Raw genomic sequence first — 17,466 nt, forward strand, 5'->3', positions numbered from 1 at the left:
CGTCAGAGGCCTTCAGAGGCCTTCAGGGTTTCCCTTCGGCCTTCATAGCCGACCGGCCTCCACGATCCGCCGCAGGAAGCGCCGGGTGCGCTCCTGCTGCGGGTCGCCGAACACCTGCTCGGCCGTGCCGCGTTCGAGGACGACACCGCCGTCCAGGAAGCAGACCTGGTCGGCGACGTCCCGGGCGAAGCCCATCTCGTGCGTCGCCAGCACCATCGTCATGCCCTCGTCCTTCAGGTCGCGGACCATGGTGAGCACCTCGCCCACCAGCTCCGGGTCGAGGGCGGCGGTGATCTCGTCGAGCAGCAGCAGTCGAGGCCGTACCGCCAGGGCACGCACGATCGCCACACGCTGCTGCTGACCTCCGCTGAGCCGGTCCGGGTAGGCCTTCGCCTTGTCGCCGAGTCCGAGGCGCTTGAGGAGTTCCCCGGCCCGCTCCTCGGCCTCCGCGCGGGAGACGCCGTGCACCCGGCGCGGTGCCAAAGTGATGTTGTCCAGCACGGTCATGTGCGGGAACAGGTTGTACGCCTGGAAGACCACGCCGATCCGGCGTCGTACCGCGTCCTGGTCCGCGCGCGGGTCGGTGATCTCCTCGCCGTCCAGCCAGATCGCGCCGTCGTCGATCTCCTCCAGGAGGTTGGCGCAGCGCAGCAAGGTCGACTTGCCGGAGCCGGAGGCGCCGATCAGCGCCGTCACCGTGTGTGGGGCGACGTCCAGGTCGACATCGCGCAGCACCACCGAGTCGCCGAAGGTCTTGCGGACGGACTCCATGCGCAGCACAGGTGCGTCGCTCATACGGATCCTCCCTGGGCCCGCTGCCGGTCCATCCGCGCGGTCACCCAGTCCGTGAATCGGGTCATCGGGATGGTCAGCGCCACGAAGACCAGCCCCGCGACGATGTACGGCGTGTAGTTGAGACTGCGCTGGGCGATGATGTCGGCCGCCCGCACGGCGTCGATCGCGCCGCCGATCGACACGAGCCCGGTGTCCTTCTGCAGCGACACCAGGTCGTTCAGCAGGGGCGGCACCTGACGGCGGACGGCCTGGGGGAGCACCACGTGGCGCAGCGCCTGCCGGTTGGTCAACCCCAAAGAGCGGGCCGCGGCGCGCTGCGAGGGGTGCACGGACTCGATGCCCGCGCGGAACACCTCGGCGACGTAGGCGGAGTACGTCAGGGTGAGCGCCGTACCGCCCAGCAGCACGGGATCGACGGTCACGCCCTGGAGGCGCAGCGCGGGCACGCCGAAGACCACGATCATCAGGTTGATGATCAGCGGCAGCCCGCGGAAGAAGTCGGTGTACGCCGCCGCCAGCGCCCGCACGGGGAAGAACACCGGCCCCGGCAGGGTGCGCGCGATGGCGATCAGCATGCCCAGGACGAGCACCAGCACACCGCAGATCAGCAGCAGCCGCACATTGAGCCAGAGACCTTCGAGGACCTTGGGGAGGGCCTCGCGCGCGTACTGCCCGTCGAAGAAGGTCTCCTTGGTGCGCTCCCAGCCCGGCGCGCTGATCACGACCACGTACAGGACGACGGCCGTGACCAGAGTCGACAGCGCGGCGATCGCGGTCGCGCGCCGGGCACGGACACGCTTGTGGCGCTCCCGGTCCAGACGCCGCTGCGAGGGGACGTACGCGTCGCGCATTCCGTCTTCGCCGGAGTCCTCCCCGGACTCGGCCTTCGCGACCGTCACTTGAGCACCGGCGCGTCGACGGCGTCCGACAGCCACTGCTTCTCCAGCGCCGCCAGGGTGCCGTCCTTGCGCAGGGCGTCCACGGCCGAGCTCACGCAGGAGGTGAGGGCGCTGCCCTTGTCCAGGACGAGCCCGAACTGCTCGGGCGTGCCGCCCTGGTTCTCGAACTGGCCGACGATCTTGGCGTTCGTCACCTGGGCCGCGGTGACGTAGAAGGCGGTCGGCAGGTCGGTGACGATCGCGTCCACCTGGCCGTTCTTGAGCGCCGAGATGGCCTGGTCGTTCTTGGAGTACGCGGCCGCCTCCTGGGACGGCTTCACGACATCGCTGATGTAGTTGAGGCTCGTCGTGCCGACCTGGGCGCCCAGCTTGAGGCCCTTCAGATCCGCGACGCTCGTCGCCTTCGCGGCCTTGCTGCCCTTGAGCGCGATGACCGCCTGACGCACGTCGTAGTAGCCGGACGAGAAGTCCACGGCCTTCTTGCGTTCGGCGCTGATGGACACCTGGTTGATGTCGAAGTCGAAGGTCTTCACACCGGGCGCGAACGCCTTGTTGAACGGCACGCTCTGCCAGACGACCGCGCTCTTGTCGTAGCCGAGCTGCTTTGCCACGGCGTACGCGACCGCCGACTCGAAGCCCTCGCCGTTGGCCGGTTTGTCGTCCTTGAACCAGGGCTCGTACGCCGGTTCGTCCGTGGCGATCGTCAGCTTGCCGGAGGTCTGGGTGGCCAACTTGCCCTTGGCGCAGGTGGTTCCGGTCGACGAGGAGGAACTCCCGGACGCCTTGTCGTCCGGCTGCGGAGCGCAGCCGACAGCGGTGGCGAGCAGGGCTATGGTGGCGGCGGCGACAGCGCGACGCAGTGCGCTCGGGGCAGGGTGCATGGCGGGAGAGTGACAGCGAAGGCCGCGTTTGTCCAGGTCAAGAGGGTGTTTGTCCGCATACTGGGAACGGGTGTTGCGGTTTTGTGAACACCGCCCTGGACGCGGGCGAACGCGCCGGGGCCGCCGGCCGAGGGCGGGGAATGATGACCGGCGGCCCGTACCGCGCAGGAGCCGTCATCCTGTGCGGGGCTGCTACCAGTTGACTGCGCGACCGCGCACGCCGGGAGCGTGCGCTGGGCTCCGGCGTGTGCGAACTGTTCACACGGGGCGCGCGAAGCAGTTCACGGGCGTGCGCCAGTGGACGCACGCCCTGCGCTCACGCCCCGGGCTCACCTGCCCCTGTACGCGCTACCCGCTGTACGCGCTACCTGCTGTACTCACCACCCGCGCGCGTGCCACTCCGGCAGGTGCGGGCGCTCGGTGCCCAGCGTGGTGTCGTTGCCGTGCCCCGGGTACACCCAGGTCTCGTCCGGCAGCGCGTCGAAGATCTTCGTCTCGACGTCGTGGATCAGGCTGGCGAAGGCCTTGGCGTCCTTGCGCGTGTTGCCGACGCCGCCGGGGAAGAGGCAGTCCCCGGTGAAGACGTGCGGGTGGCCGTGCGGGTCGTCGTAGACCAGGGCGATGGAGCCGGGGGTGTGGCCGACGAGATGGCGGGCGGTCAGTTCCACGTGGCCGACCCGGATGACGTCGCCGTCGTCGACGGGGACGTCGGTGGTGACCGGGATGCCGGGGGTGTCCTCGCGGCCCGCGTACGTCCGCGCGCCGGTCGCGGCGACGACCTCGGCCAGCGCCTGCCAGTGGTCGCCGTGCTGGTGCGTGGTGACGACGGACGCGATGCCGTCGTCACCGATCATGCCCAGCAGCGTCTCCGCGTCGTTGGCCGCGTCGATCAGCAACTGCTCGTCCGTGGCGCGGCAGCGCAGCAGATAGGCGTTGTTGTCCATCGGCCCGACCGCGATCTTGGTGATCATCAGGTCCTTGAGCTCGTGCACGTCCGCCGGTCCGCCGACCGTCACCTCTCCGCTGTACGTCATGGCGGTCAGCCTATAGCGGGGAGTGGCCGGCGAGGTGCCGCGTGCTACAGCGGCGGCAGGGCGGGCAGCGTCCCGCCCGTCACCTTCAGAGCCGAGCCGTCGCGGCGGCCGGCGAGCCAGCCGAGCAGGTCGGCGGTCGTGCCCTCGACCGAGACCGGGCCTCCTGGCACGCCACCGCCTGTCGTCCAGGCGCGGCCGCTGTCGCTGCGCAGCCCGGTCGACGGGACGTCCTGGTGTCCGCCGAAGCGGTCCGTGAGGAAGTCGATCTCCCGCTCCGCGAACTCCTCCGGAAGTTCCTCCAGCTCGTACCCGATCCCGAGGTCGACATGGTGCAGCTCCACCTCGCCCCAGCGCCGGAACGGCACCCGGGCCGCCGAGTCGGTGACCCCGTTGCGGAGCTCCACCGTGCGCGTCCAGTCCGCGGGCTCGGCGCTGCGGGCCCGGAACCGGGCGTCGCTGTCGCGCAGGTCGGCGAGCTGGACGTCGAGCGCGCGCGGTGCGTCACGGTCGATGTCGGCGTCCCGGGCCTCCGCGCTGACGTACATGGGGCGTCCGTCGAGGACGTTCGTGAGCGCGTCCGCGTTGCGGGCGAGATGGGCCAGGACGTGACCGACCGTCCAGCCGGGCAGCCGTGACGGTCGCGCGACGGACGCGTTGTCCAGTGCGGCGACTGCGGTGAGCAGCCGTTGCGTCGCTACCTGTACAGATGCCAGGTCATGGGCGTGATCAATCATGGGGCTGACAGTAGCCCCGCCACACCTTCGGGTGAAGGTTTCGCGCGAGCTCCGTAAATCGAATGCGCGTGCTATATCGTCGGTGGCGGCGTCGGGCATGCTGGATGGTCCGGGATTGTTTACGCATCCAGGAATCCGACCGGCGTTGTCAGTGGCTCCCCCTAGTCTGAAGAAGCACGGGGCCCTGCCCCTGTCACTTCTCTCAAGAAAGGTGCGGACCGGCTGTGGCCGACCGTCTCATCGTCCGTGGCGCGCGTGAGCACAACCTGAAGAATGTCTCGCTCGACCTGCCTCGTGACTCGCTCATCGTCTTCACGGGCCTGTCCGGGTCGGGCAAGTCCTCCCTGGCCTTCGACACGATCTTCGCCGAGGGCCAGCGTCGCTACGTGGAGTCGCTCTCCTCGTACGCCCGCCAGTTCCTCGGCCAGATGGACAAGCCGGACGTGGACTTCATCGAGGGTCTGTCCCCTGCGGTGTCCATCGACCAGAAGTCCACCTCGCGCAACCCGCGCTCGACGGTCGGCACCATCACCGAGGTCTACGACTACCTGCGGCTGCTCTTCGCGCGTATCGGCAAGCCGCACTGCCCCGAATGCGGCCGGCCGATCTCCCGCCAGTCGCCGCAGGCCATCGTCGACAAGGTCCTGGAGCTGCCGGAGGGCAGCCGCTTCCAGGTGCTGTCGCCGCTGGTGCGCGAGCGCAAGGGCGAGTTCGTCGACCTCTTCGCCGACCTCCAGACCAAGGGCTACAGCCGCGCGCGCGTGGACGGCGAGACCATCCAGCTCTCCGACCCGCCGGCGCTGAAGAAGCAGGAGAAGCACACCATCGAGGTGGTCATCGACCGTCTCACGGTGAAGGACACCGCCAAGCGCCGCCTCACCGACTCCGTGGAGACCGCGCTCGGCCTCTCCGGCGGCATGGTCGTGCTCGACTTCGTCGACCTCCCCGAGGACGACCCCGAGCGCGAGCGCATGTATTCGGAGCACCTGTACTGCCCGTACGACGACCTGTCCTTCGAGGAGCTCGAGCCCCGCTCCTTCTCCTTCAACTCGCCCTTCGGCGCCTGCCCCGAGTGCACCGGTATCGGCACGCGCATGGAGGTCGACCCGGAGCTGATCGTCCCGGACGAGGACAAGTCCCTCGACGAGGGCGCCATCCACCCCTGGTCGCACGGGCACACCAAGGACTACTTCGGCCGTCTGATCGGCGCCCTCGCCGACGCCCTGGGCTTCCGCACCGACATCCCCTTCGCCGGGCTGCCGCAGCGCGCCAAGAAGGCCCTGCTCCACGGCCACAAGACGCAGATCGAGGTCCGCTACCGCAACCGGTACGGCCGCGAGCGGGTGTACACCACGCCCTTCGAGGGCGCGGTGCCCTTTGTCAAGCGCCGGCACAGCGAGGCCGAGAGCGACGCCAGCCGCGAGCGCTTCGAGGGCTATATGCGCGAGGTGCCCTGCCCCACCTGTCAGGGCACGCGCCTGAAGCCGATCGTCCTCGCGGTCACGATCATGGACAGGTCCATCGCCGAGGTCTCGGCGATGTCCATCAGCGACTGCGCGGACTTCCTGGGCGAGCTCAAGCTCAACGCACGCGACAAGAAGATCGCCGAGCGGGTGCTCAAGGAGGTCAACGAGCGGCTGAAGTTCCTGGTCGACGTCGGCCTGGACTACCTCTCGCTGAACCGCGCGGCCGGCACCCTCTCCGGCGGCGAGGCGCAGCGCATCCGCCTGGCCACCCAGATCGGCTCCGGTCTCGTCGGCGTCCTGTACGTCCTCGACGAGCCGTCGATCGGCCTGCACCAGCGCGACAACCACCGGCTGATCGAGACCCTGGTCCGGCTGCGCGACATGGGCAACACGCTCATCGTCGTCGAGCACGACGAGGACACCATCAAGGTCGCCGACTGGGTCGTCGACATCGGCCCCGGCGCCGGCGAGCACGGCGGCAAGGTCGTGCACAGCGGCTCTCTGAAGGAGCTGTTGGTCAACGCCGAGTCGCAGACCGGCCAGTACCTGTCCGGCAAGAAGTCGATCCCGCTGCCCGGCATCCGCCGCCCGCAGGACCCGTCCCGTCGGCTCACGGTGCACGGTGCCCGCGAGAACAACCTCCAGGACATCGACGTCTCCTTCCCGCTGGGCGTGTTCACGGCCGTGACGGGTGTCTCCGGCTCCGGCAAGTCGACGCTGGTCAACGACATCCTCTACACGCACCTCGCCCGCGAACTGAACGGCGCGAGAAACGTCCCGGGCCGGCACACCCGCGTGGACGGCGACGACCTCGTCGACAAGGTCGTGCACGTCGACCAGTCGCCCATCGGCCGCACCCCGCGGTCGAACCCGGCGACGTACACCGGTGTGTTCGACCACATCCGCAAGCTGTTCGCCGAGACCACCGAGGCGAAGGTCCGCGGCTACCTGCCGGGCCGCTTCTCCTTCAACGTCAAGGGCGGCCGCTGCGAGAACTGCGCGGGCGACGGCACCATCAAGATCGAGATGAACTTCCTCCCGGACGTCTACGTCCCGTGCGAGGTCTGCCACGGCGCCCGGTACAACCGGGAGACCCTGGAGGTCCACTACAAGGGCAAGTCCATCTCCGAGGTCCTGAACATGCCCATCGAAGAGGCCATGAACTTCTTCGAGGCCGTTCCGGCGATCAACCGCCACCTCACGACGCTGAACGACGTCGGTCTCGGCTACGTCCGCCTCGGCCAGTCCGCCACCACCCTCTCCGGCGGTGAGGCGCAGCGCGTGAAGCTCGCCAGCGAACTGCAGAAGCGTTCCACGGGCCGCACGGTCTACGTCCTGGACGAGCCGACCACCGGTCTGCACTTCGAGGACATCAGCAAGCTGCTGAAGGTCCTCGCGGGCCTCGTCGACAAGGGCAACACGGTCATCGTCATCGAGCACAACCTCGACGTGATCAAGACCGCGGACTGGGTCGTCGACATGGGTCCGGAAGGCGGTGCCGGCGGTGGACTCGTCGTCGCCGAGGGCACGCCCGAGGAGGTCGCCGGCGTCCCGGCCAGCCACACCGGCAAGTTCCTGCGCGAGATCCTCGGCGCCGACCGCGTCAGCGACGCCAGCTCGGTGAAGGCCCCGCGCAAGACGGCGGCGAAGAAGACGGTCGCGGCCAAGTCCCCGGCGAAGAGGACGGCGACCGCCACGACCACCAACAACACGGCGACGAAGAAGGCCGCCGGGGTCACGAAGAAGGCGACGCCCGCGAAGAAGACGACACGGGCCCGCAAGGCCTGAGGGCTCCGGGCCTCCTTCTCCGACAAATCCAGAAAAGTACGGCGCCCCGCGGGAACTTCCCGCGGGGCGCCGCTCGTTGCAAGATCAGCCGCCCGATCCCTGCGGCCACGGCGAACCTTGACTCCTCAACAGCGAGATCAGCGAGATCAGCGAAATCGGGGGGACGGCGATTTCGGAGCATCGAGTTGGGGAGTGCCGAAGGTCCCTCACAGGCCCCCGAGTTCGGAGGCGTACGGCGGTTCCGCGCCCGCCCGGGAACAGGTGATCGCGGCCGCCCGCGCCGCGAACCGCAACAGCCTTGTCCAGCCGTCGGCGTCCAGTCCTCGGAGCGCCTCGGCCGACAGGGCGTCCTGTGCGGCCAGGCCGTGCAGCAGCGCCGCGTTCACGGTGTCACCGGCGCCGATCGTGTCCACGACGGCGACCTCCTCACCCGGGACGGCGTGCACGGTGCCGTCACGGGTGAAGGCGCTCAGACCGTCCCCGCCATGGGTGATCACGACCGCCGAGGGCCCCGCCGCCAGCCATTCGCGCGGGGTGCCGCCCAGCCACAGCGCGTCCTCCTCCGAGAGCTTGAGGAGAGTCACCGAGGGCAGCCAGCTCTTGAAGCGCGCCCGGTAGGCGTCCGGGTCCGGGATCAGACCTGCCCGGATATTGGGGTCGAGAGCGGTGAACAGGCCCTGCCCGGCCGCCCTGCGCATCAGCTCCTCATAGGCGCTCGCCCCCGGTTCCAGGACGAGCGACAGCGTGCCGAAGGACACGGCACGGGTCGTGGCGGGGAGGTCGGCGGGGGCGGCGAACAGACGGTCGGCGGTGCCGTCGACGTGGAAGGAGTACGAGGCGGAGCCCCGCGCGTCGACCGTGGCGACCGCGAGCGTGGTCGGCTCCGTGCCACGTTCCACCAGGGAGAGGTCCACCCCCGCCCGCCGTAGCCCGTCCAGCAGGGTCTCCCCGAAGGCGTCGTACGAGGTGCGGGAGCAGAACGTGGTGGGGGAGCCGAGGCGGCCGAGGGCCACGGCCGTGTTGTACGGGCCGCCGCCTAGCGCCGGCTGCAGGGCCGCGAGGGCGCCCGTGCCCTGCGGTACCAGGTCGATCAGTGCCTCACCGGCGACGACGATCACGAGAGGGTTCCTTTCTCGAGGTGCCCGGGGGGCTCGGAGTGTTCGGAGCACTCGGGGAGCTCATGGTGCTCGGACCATGCGCCCTGCCGCCGCTCTCCTCCCGGCATCCGCACGACGTCCGGTGCACGAAGGCGCACGGGAGTCGTACGGTCCGGGCGGGCCGGTCCGGCGAGGCGAGCCGTTCGAGCAGCACCCGGACCGCCTCGGCGCCGATCTCCCGGCTGGGCTGGGCGATGGCGGTGAGCCGGGGCGAGAACAGTTCGGCCCAGGCGAAGTCGTCGAAACAGCACAGGGCGATGTCGTCCGGTACGGAGAGGCCGTGCGCGTGCAGGGCGCGCAGGGCGCCGATGGTCATCGCGTTGTTGGCGGTGACCAGTGCCGTGGGCGGGACGGGCAGCGACAGCAGGGCGGCGGTGGCCTCCCCGGCGCCGTCGGACTCGGAGTTACCGGGGACGACCAGCCGTTCGTCCAGGGGCAGTCCTGCGGCCGCCAGCCCCTGCCGGTAGCCGGCGACGCGCTCGCTGGTGGTGCTCAGCCCGGGCAGCCCCGCGACCAGGCCGATCCGGCGGTGCCCGAGACCGGCGAGGTGGGTGACGAGCCGGGCCGTCGGCTCGGTGTTCTCGGCGCACACCTGGTCGAAGCGCGGGGCGGTGTCCGCACGCCCGTCGATCACCCGGTCGAGCAGGACGGCCGGTACGGCATGGCGGCCGAGGTAGGCGAGGAGTTCGCGCGGATCGGCGGAGGGGGCGACGATCATGCCGTCGACACGGCGCTCGTGGAGGAGCTGGACGACCTTCCGTTCGTGCCCGGGGTCGTCGTGCGGGTCGGCGATCAGGAGGCTGTAGCCCTTCTCCAGAGCGGCGGCCTCGACGCCTTGGAGGATCTCCGTGAAGTAGGGGTTGCTGATCGCCGACACCGCGAGCCCGATGGAGCGGGTGCGGGAGGTCACCAGGGAGCGGGCCAGGGTGTTGGGCGTGTAGCCCAGCTCCTCGATGGCGTCGAGCACGGCCTGGCGGGTGTGGGGCAGCACCGGACGCGTCTCGTTCAGCACATGGGAGACGGTCGCCACGGAGACACCGGCACTGCGGGCCACGTCGGCCATGGTGGGCATGGGGCTCCCGTCCTCGTCTCCCGCTCTACGGCAGGGCTCGGCCGGGAAGCTACCTCATCCGACACCGCCGCGTAAACGCTTGCGTAAGCGTTTACGTCGCCGTCTTGAGTGGCCCATCGCCCCGCATGTTGCTCCTGCCGTACCCGACCCACCCCGAAGCGGGACGATCTGTCCAGGTATCGTCGCCCTGCGCGCATCCCGGACGGTTGTTCCGCGCCTCTTGGCCGCCCCGCCCCGCCCCCGCCCCGTTCTCGTCTGCTCCTTCTCGCCCGCCCCCGCCCCCGCGACGAACACCCCGCACCACCCGACCCACCTGGAGTCCTCATGCCCGCCCACCCCTCCGCGAGCCGCCGTACCGTACTGCGCGGGGCGGCGGTGACACCGGTCGCCGGGCTGGGGCTGGCCGCCTGCAAGGCTCCCGCCGGCGGCGCCTCGGCGGACGCGACGCCGACCGCGCCCGCCGATCTCGGGGCCGAGAGCGAGGTGGCCAAGGGCGGCGCGAAGCTCTACCGGGAGCACAACGTGGTGGTCAGCCGGACCGCCGACGGCGCTCTGCGGGCGTACAGCACGATCTGCACGCACGCGGGGTGTCCGATCAACAAGCTCCAGGGCACGACGCTGGTCTGCCCCTGCCACGGCAGTGAGTTCGACGCCGTGAGCGGGAAGGTGGTGCGGTCACCGGCCACCGAGCCGTTGAACGAACTCCCGGTCAAGGCGGTGAAGGGCCGGATCGTGGCGGGGCCCGGCGCCTGATCCGAAGACCGGATTCAGCCCCGGCTACTCCCAGTCCCAGCCGATCCCGAGGAGGCCCGGCCGTACCCGGGGCTCGACCAGGTGGACGGAGCGGTGCAGCCCGCTGAGCGGCAGGGACTGGCGGCCGCTGCGTGGGGCCGCCGCCGAGTGCTGGGCGAAGCGGTGGCAGCGGGTCGGCAGGGCGTCGGCGGCGAAGCGCACCTGGAGGGTGTACTGGCCTCCGGGGAAGCCGAAACCGCGGACGTACTCGCGTGATGCACCGGCCGTGCCGTCCTCGACGGCGTAGCGGAAGAGGAAGGTGTCGCCGGAGCGCAGACGGGTGCCGAAGAGGATCTCGGCGACGAGCAGGCCGGTCTCGTGGTCTGCGCGGACGCGCCCCGTGCGGCAGTTCTCCAGGGCGTGCACGGCCATGTGCTGCGGGGCGCAGCCGGGGTCGCCGTGATGCACGGCCACGAAGCGGTCGACGCCGTCGCGGTGGGCGCGCACGATGTACTGCGACTCGCGGATGGCCAGCTCGCGGTGGGCACCGATCCGCACCCGCTCGTGGTGCCCCAGGGTGTGCAGGCCGCCGTCCAGGGACCAGCCGAGCTCGGCCTGCAGCTGTTCCAGCACGTCGGAGGCCTCGACCAGCGAGCGGTAGGAGCGGCTCGCGGGGCGGCGCACGGCAGGACCCTGGTCGGCCTCGGCGAGCAGCCGGATCAGGGACTCGTCCGGGAGCTGGAGGATCTCCTCCAGCGCGCGGACGGCCCGCAGCGACTCCGGGCGCTGCGGGCGGCGGGCGCCCTGCTGCCAGTAACTCAGGCTGGTGACGCCCACTTTGACCCCGTAGCGCGACAGGTGGTGCTGCACACGCTGGAGCGGCAGCCCGCGGGCGGCGATCGCGGCGCGCAGGGCCACATGGAAGGGGCCGCCGCGCAGGGCCGAGTCCAGTTCCGCGGTGGCGACGTCCGCGTGCTGTATGCCGTGCCGCATGCAGGGGCCTTTCTCTTGGGGGGTGCAACGGCTGGTCAGGCCGTTGGCGCGGGCTCGGGGCCACCCCGTCGGCGCCGGGGCGGCCGCACCTGGGTACGCCGCGTCCGCAGGCCGTGGCTCACGGCCCCGAGTTCCCCCGCATTGAAGCGTGTTGACCAATCCCCGACAACACCTTCGTCCGGCCGAGGGCGCCCACCTGGCCGAGGCGTGACCCCGTCACCGGCGGGATCGGGCGGGTCCGGCAGGGGCGTGATTGCCCCGGATGCCCGGGATCGGTCGTGCGAAGTGTGCCGATTCGGGGAGGAAGCCGCGCAGGACCCCTCGGGATCGGGCCGACGGCTCCGCCGCGGTCGTGGAGCCGACCTGCGGGGGCGGCGTGCCGCACCGGTCCGGATCGTCACCGAGGTGGCCGATTTCCGGATCCGCCGTCCAGGCGGCCCGTGGGCCCGGCCGCCTCGCTCGGCGCGCCGGGTGTCACCGGCCCCGCCCCAGTCCCGGCCGCCGACCTCCCCGGATGCCGGGGGAATCCCCTCTCCCCCCGCCGGTCCTGTCCGGCCTGCCCGTCCCGCCGAGGGTTGTCCACAGGCTCGTCGCGGTGTCGGTGCTCGCCAGTAGGGTGTGAGACATGGCCGACCCCTCCAGCTACCGCCCCAAGCCGGGACAGATCCCGGACTCTCCCGGGGTGTACAGGTTCCGCGACGAGCACCGCCGGGTGATCTACGTCGGAAAGGCGAAGAGCCTGCGCCAGCGCCTGGCGAACTACTTCCAGGACCTGGCGAGCCTGCACCCGCGCACCCGGACGATGGTCACCACCGCGGCGTCCGTGGAGTGGACGGTGGTCTCCACCGAGGTCGAGGCCCTCCAGCTGGAGTACTCCTGGATCAAGGAGTACGACCCCCGGTTCAACGTCAAGTACCGCGACGACAAGAGCTACCCCTACCTCGCGGTGACGATGAACGAGGAGTTCCCGCGGGTCCAGGTGATGCGCGGTCACAAGAAGAAGGGCGTCCGTTACTTCGGCCCGTACGGCCACGCGTGGGCCATCCGGGACACCGTTGACCTGCTGTTGCGCGTGTTCCCGGTGCGCACCTGCTCCGCCGGGGTGTTCAAGAACGCCACCCGCACCGGCCGCCCCTGTCTGCTCGGCTACATCGGCAAGTGCTCGGCCCCCTGCGTCGGCCGGATCGAGCCGGAGGAGCATCGCGAACTGGCCGAGGAGTTCTGCGACTTCATGGCCGGCCGCACCGGCACCTACCTCCGCCGCCTGGAACAGCGGATGAGGGACGCAGCCGAGGAGATGGAGTACGAGCGGGCCGCCCGGCTGCGCGACGACATCGAGGCCCTGAAGAAGGCCATGGAGAAGAACGCGGTCGTGCTCGCCGACGCGACCGACGCCGACCTCATCGCCGTCGCGGAGGACGAGCTGGAGGCGGCGGTCCAGATCTTCCACGTGCGCGGCGGACGGGTGCGCGGCCAGCGCGGCTGGGTCACGGACAAGGTGGAGGACGTCACCACCGCGGCGCTGGTCGAGCACGCTCTTCAGCAGCTCTACGGCGAGGAGACCGGCGACGCGGTCCCCAAGGAGGTGCTGGTCCCGGCCCTGCCCGACCCGGTCGAGCCGGTCCAGGAGTGGCTCACCGGCCGCCGCGGGTCGAACGTCTCGCTGCGCATCCCGCAGCGCGGCGACAAGAAGGCCCTGATGGAGACCGTGCAGCGCAACGCCCAGCAGGCGCTCGCCCTGCACAAGACCAAGCGCGCCTCCGACCTCACCACCCGCTCGCGGGCCCTGGAGGAGATCGCCGACGCCCTGGACCTGGACAGCGCCCCGCTGCGCATCGAGTGCTACGACATCTCGCACCTCCAGGGCGACGACGTGGTGGCCTCCATGGTCGTCTTCGAGGACGGGTTGCAGCGCAAGAGCGAGTACCGCCGCTTCCAGATCAAGGGCTTCGCCGGCCAGGACGACGTGCGCTCCATGCACGAGGTGATCACCCGCCGCTTCCGCCGCTACCTCGCCGAGAAGGAGAAGACCGGCGAGTGGGTGGAGGACGGCACCGAAGGCGCCCTCTCGGACACCGCCGGCCTCACGGACACCGGGACCGACACCGACGGCGGTACGGTCGACGGCTTCAAGGACGACGACGGCCGTCCCAAGAAGTTCGCCTATCCGCCCCAGCTCGTGGTGGTCGACGGTGGCCAGCCCCAGGTCGCCGCCGCCAAACGGGCGCTCGACGAGCTCGGTATCGACGACATCGCCGTCTGCGGTCTCGCCAAGCGCCTGGAGGAGGTCTGGCTGCCTGAGGACGACGACCCGGTGGTGCTGCCCCGCAGTAGCGAGGGGCTGTACCTGCTCCAGCGGGTCCGTGACGAGGCACACCGCTTCGCCATCACCTACCAGCGCACCAAGCGGGCCAAGCGCTTCCGTTCCAGCCCCCTGGACGACGTGCCGGGCCTCGGCGAGACCCGCAAACAGGCGCTGATCAAGCATTTCGGCTCGGTGAAGAAGCTGCGGTCCGCCACAATCGAGCAGATCCAGGAAGTGCCCGGGATAGGCCGCAAGACGGCCGAGACCATCGCCGTGGCCCTCGCCCAGGCGGCCCCGGCCGCTCCCGCCGTGAACACGGCCACTGGAGAGATCATGGATGACAGGGAAGACGAGGCGCCCGAGACGACGGCGGACGCCTCGGGGGAGCCCGTAGCCGCGGGCGCCCCGGACGATCGACGGGGGCAGGAGAGATGACCGAGCACGAGGCACAACCCACAGCACAGCGAGATCCGGCGTTCAGCGAAACGCGGGGCGAGCCCCAGGAAACGCACGACGAGGCGCGCCAGGATCAGCCGCAGGAAGCGGTAGCGGTCCAGGAAAACGGAGCAGAAGAAGTGAGTACGGATGCCACTGGGGCCGGGGTCCCCGAGGCGGCCATCCCCGAGCTGGTGATCATCTCCGGCATGTCGGGGGCCGGCCGTTCGACGGCGGCCAAGTGTCTGGAGGACCTCGGCTGGTTCGTCGTGGACAACCTCCCGCCGGCCCTCATCCCCACCATGGTCGAGCTGGGCGCCCGCTCCCAGGGCAACGTGGCGCGGATCGCGGTCGTCGTCGACGTGCGCGGCCGGCGCTTCTTCGACAACCTGCGCGAGTCCCTGGCCGACCTGGACAGCCGGGGTGTCACCCGCCGGATCGTCTTCCTGGAGTCGTCCGACGACGCCCTGGTCCGCCGCTTCGAGTCGGTGCGCCGCCCGCACCCGCTGCAGGGCGACGGCCGGATCGTCGACGGCATCGCCGCCGAGCGCGAGCTGCTGCGCGAGCTCCGCGGCGACGCCGACCTGGTGATCGACACCTCCAGCCTGAACGTGCACGAGCTGCGCGCGAAGATGGACGCCCAGTTCGCCGGCGAGGAGGAGCCCGAGCTGCGGGCGACCGTGATGTCGTTCGGGTTCAAGTACGGCCTGCCGGTCGACGCCGACCTGGTCGCCGACATGCGGTTCCTGCCCAACCCGCACTGGGTGCCGGAGCTGCGTCCGTACACCGGCCTGAACGAGGAGGTGTCGGCGTACGTCTTCAACCAGCCGGGCGCCAAGGAGTTCCTCGACCGGTACGCCGAACTGCTGCGGCTGATCGCGACCGGGTACCGGCGTGAGGGCAAGCGGTATGTGACGATCGCCATCGGCTGCACGGGCGGCAAGCACCGCTCGGTCGCCGTGTCCGAGAAGCTCGCCGCCCGCCTGGCCGCCGAGGGAGTGGAGACCGTAGTCGTGCACCGGGACATGGGGCGCGAGTGACCGACCGCACTCCCCGGCTGAGCAGGCTGCGCCGGATGGCGCCCGAGAGCCGCGCGGGCCGCCCCGTCGAGCCCCGCGGTGCCCGGCCGCGCCGTCGTGGTGCCCAGCCCAAGGTGGTCGCCCTCGGCGGCGGCATGGGCCTGTCCGCCTCGCTCGCCGCGCTGCGCCGGATCACCGGCGACCTCACCGCCGTCGTCACCGTGGCCGACGACGGCGGCTCCAGCGGGCGCCTGCGCGACGAGCTGGGTGTGCTGCCGCCCGGCGACCTGCGCAAGGCCCTGGCCGCGCTGTGCGGGGACGACGACTGGGGCCAGACCTGGGCCCGGGTCATCCAGCACCGCTTCCAGTCCAAGGGCGACCTGCACGAGCACGCGGTCGGCAATCTGCTGATCGTCGCCCTGTGGGAACAGCTCGGTGACCATGTCCAGGCCCTGGACCTGGTCGGCAAGCTGCTCGGCGCGCACGGGCGGGTGCTGCCCATGTCCGCCGTGCCGCTGGAGCTTCAGGCCCTGGTCAAGGGGCACGACCCGGAGCGTCCGGACGAGGTGGACATCGTCCGGGGGCAGGCCACGGTGGCGCTCACCCCGGGCGAGGTGCAGTCGGTGCACCTGGTGCCGCACGACCCGCCGGCCGTGCCGGAGGCCGTCGCGGCGGTGCTGGACGCGGACTGGGTGGTACTCGGCCCCGGGTCGTGGTTCTCCTCGGTGATCCCGCATCTGCTGGTCCCCGATCTGATCGACGCGCTCACCGAGACGAAGGCCCGTAAGGTTCTCTCCTTGAACCTGGAACCGCAGCCCGGAGAAACCGAAGGCTTCTCCCCGCAGCGTCATTTGGAGGTTTTGGGGCGACACGCCCCTAAACTCGCCCTGGACGTGGTGCTGGCCGACGAGGCCGCCGTGCCCGACCGCGACTCGCTCACCGAAGCCGCCAAGCGGCTCGGAGCCGCGGTCGAGCTGGCCCCCGTGGCCCGGACCGACGGTTCACCCCGGCATGATCCGGAGCTGTTGGCCGCCGCGTACGACCGTATTTTTCGGATGCATGGAAGGATCGGCCCATGGCGATGACGGCAGCGGTGAAGGACGAGATCTCCCGGCTACCCGTCACCCGGACCTGCTGCCGGAAGGCGGAGGTCTCCGCCATCCTGCGGTTCGCGGGCGGCCTCCACCTGGTGAGCGGGCGCATCGTGATCGAGGCGGAGCTGGACACCGCGATGGCGGCCCGGCGCCTCAAGCGGGACATCCTGGAGATCTTCGGCCACAGCTCCGAGCTGATCGTGATGGCGCCCGGCGGGCTGCGCCGCGGCTCCCGCTATGTGGTGCGGGTGGTCGCGGGCGGTGACCAGCTGGCCCGCCAGACCGGGCTCGTGGACGGCCGGGGCCGCCCGATCCGCGGTCTGCCTCCGCAGGTGGTCTCCGGGGCCACCTGTGACGCGGAGGCGGCCTGGCGCGGCGCGTTCCTGGCGCACGGCTCGCTGACCGAGCCCGGCCGTTCGTCCTCCCTGGAGGTGACCTGCCCGGGCCCCGAGGCCGCCCTCGCCCTGGTCGGCGCGGCCCGTCGGCTGTCCATCGCCGCGAAGGCCCGTGAGGTGCGCGGCGTGGACCGGGTGGTCGTCCGTGACGGTGACGCGATCGGCGCCCTGCTGACCCGGCTCGGCGCGCACGAGTCGGTGCTGGCCTGGGAGGAGCGCCGGATGCGGCGCGAGGTCCGGGCCACCGCGAACCGCCTCGCCAACTTCGACGACGCCAATCTGCGCCGCTCCGCCCGGGCCGCCGTGGCGGCCGGCGCGCGGGTGCAGCGGGCCCTGGAGATCCTCGCGGACGAGGTTCCCGAGCACCTCGCGGCGGCCGGCCGACTGCGCATGGAGCACAAGCAGGCCTCCCTGGAGGAGCTGGGCGCGCTCGCCGACCCGCCGCTGACGAAGGACGCGGTCGCGGGCCGGATCCGCCGCCTTCTCGCGATGGCCGACAAGCGCGCGTCCGACCTGGGCATCCCGGGCACCGAGGCCAACCTCTCCGAGGAACTGGCGGACAACCTCGTCGGCTGAGCCGTCGTCACATCATCGGTGCCGACGGCCGATCGGGGGCCGTCGGCACCGGCGTTTGCAAGTCCGTGAATTACCTATGGGCTGTCCGTGA

Annotated in this window: 14 protein-coding genes; 6 read left to right on the top strand and 8 right to left on the bottom strand. The window is 70.9% G+C overall.

What is annotated here, in order from left to right; translation table 11 throughout:
- Positions 1 to 42: 42 nt before the first annotated feature.
- The 5 genes from ACFZDK_RS09205 to ACFZDK_RS09225 form a co-directional block, all read right to left on the bottom strand.
- On the bottom strand, positions 43 to 795 hold the full coding sequence (locus ACFZDK_RS09205; RefSeq protein WP_390971285.1) for an ATP-binding cassette domain-containing protein: 753 nt from the start codon (positions 793 to 795) through the stop codon (positions 43 to 45).
- Positions 792 to 1,694 (bottom strand): ABC transporter permease subunit, encoded by a 903-nt coding sequence (locus ACFZDK_RS09210; RefSeq protein WP_390971287.1) that lies wholly within the window; start codon positions 1,692 to 1,694, stop codon positions 792 to 794. The genes ACFZDK_RS09205 and ACFZDK_RS09210 overlap by 4 nt, the downstream gene beginning before the upstream one ends.
- Positions 1,691 to 2,575, bottom strand: coding sequence for a transporter substrate-binding domain-containing protein (locus tag ACFZDK_RS09215; RefSeq protein WP_390971289.1), 885 nt, complete (start codon positions 2,573 to 2,575; stop codon positions 1,691 to 1,693). The genes ACFZDK_RS09210 and ACFZDK_RS09215 overlap by 4 nt, the downstream gene beginning before the upstream one ends.
- Positions 2,576 to 2,952: 377 nt before the next feature.
- Positions 2,953 to 3,609, bottom strand: coding sequence for an MBL fold metallo-hydrolase (locus ACFZDK_RS09220; RefSeq protein ID WP_390971291.1), 657 nt, complete (start codon positions 3,607 to 3,609; stop codon positions 2,953 to 2,955).
- 44 nt (positions 3,610 to 3,653) lie between these two features.
- Positions 3,654 to 4,343 carry a maleylpyruvate isomerase family mycothiol-dependent enzyme gene (locus ACFZDK_RS09225; protein ID WP_390971293.1) on the bottom strand — a complete coding sequence of 230 codons (690 nt, stop codon included), beginning with the start codon at positions 4,341 to 4,343 and terminating at the stop codon, positions 3,654 to 3,656.
- A gap of 224 nt (positions 4,344 to 4,567) precedes the next feature.
- Here ACFZDK_RS09225 and uvrA point away from each other — a divergent pair, with 224 nt between their 5' ends.
- Positions 4,568 to 7,597, top strand: coding sequence for an excinuclease ABC subunit UvrA (gene uvrA / locus ACFZDK_RS09230; protein WP_390971295.1), 3,030 nt, complete (start codon positions 4,568 to 4,570; stop codon positions 7,595 to 7,597).
- A gap of 206 nt (positions 7,598 to 7,803) precedes the next feature.
- Here the strand turns inward: uvrA and ACFZDK_RS09235 are convergent, their stop codons facing one another.
- Positions 7,804 to 8,715, bottom strand: coding sequence for a PfkB family carbohydrate kinase (locus ACFZDK_RS09235; protein ID WP_390971297.1), 912 nt, complete (start codon positions 8,713 to 8,715; stop codon positions 7,804 to 7,806).
- Complete coding sequence (locus tag ACFZDK_RS09240) at positions 8,696 to 9,826, bottom strand: substrate-binding domain-containing protein (RefSeq protein ID WP_390971299.1); 1,131 nt, start codon at positions 9,824 to 9,826, stop codon at positions 8,696 to 8,698. The genes ACFZDK_RS09235 and ACFZDK_RS09240 overlap by 20 nt, the downstream gene beginning before the upstream one ends.
- Before the next feature lie 324 nt (positions 9,827 to 10,150).
- On the opposite strand from ACFZDK_RS09240, the gene ACFZDK_RS09245 reads away from it, so the two are divergent.
- A complete protein-coding gene (locus ACFZDK_RS09245; RefSeq protein ID WP_390971301.1) occupies positions 10,151 to 10,579 on the top strand; it encodes a Rieske 2Fe-2S domain-containing protein in 429 nt (142 codons plus the stop codon).
- A gap of 24 nt (positions 10,580 to 10,603) precedes the next feature.
- On the opposite strand, the gene ACFZDK_RS09250 is transcribed toward ACFZDK_RS09245, so the two are convergent.
- Positions 10,604 to 11,551 (bottom strand): hypothetical protein, encoded by a 948-nt coding sequence (locus ACFZDK_RS09250; protein WP_390971302.1) that lies wholly within the window; start codon positions 11,549 to 11,551, stop codon positions 10,604 to 10,606.
- Between the two features lie 625 nt (positions 11,552 to 12,176).
- Between ACFZDK_RS09250 and uvrC the strand changes: the two genes are divergently transcribed.
- Genes uvrC through whiA form a run of 4 tightly spaced genes read left to right on the top strand, consistent with a single transcriptional unit; the run spans position 12,177 to position 17,375 of the window.
- Positions 12,177 to 14,291, top strand: coding sequence for an excinuclease ABC subunit UvrC (gene uvrC / locus ACFZDK_RS09255; RefSeq protein WP_390971304.1), 2,115 nt, complete (start codon positions 12,177 to 12,179; stop codon positions 14,289 to 14,291).
- A complete protein-coding gene (gene rapZ, locus ACFZDK_RS09260; protein ID WP_390971306.1) occupies positions 14,288 to 15,331 on the top strand; it encodes an RNase adapter RapZ in 1,044 nt (347 codons plus the stop codon). Before uvrC ends, rapZ begins: the two co-directional genes overlap by 4 nt.
- Entirely contained in the window at positions 15,328 to 16,395 is a 1,068-nt protein-coding gene (gene yvcK / locus ACFZDK_RS09265) for a uridine diphosphate-N-acetylglucosamine-binding protein YvcK (RefSeq protein WP_390971308.1), read from the top strand. The genes rapZ and yvcK overlap by 4 nt, the downstream gene beginning before the upstream one ends.
- On the top strand, positions 16,386 to 17,375 hold the full coding sequence (gene whiA, locus ACFZDK_RS09270; protein WP_030791337.1) for a DNA-binding protein WhiA: 990 nt from the start codon (positions 16,386 to 16,388) through the stop codon (positions 17,373 to 17,375). The genes yvcK and whiA overlap by 10 nt, the downstream gene beginning before the upstream one ends.
- Positions 17,376 to 17,466: the final 91 nt, after the last annotated feature.

It is taken from the genome of Streptomyces sp. NPDC007901, from assembly GCF_042959465.1.
Taxonomy (GTDB): Bacteria; Actinomycetota; Actinomycetes; order Streptomycetales; family Streptomycetaceae; genus Streptomyces.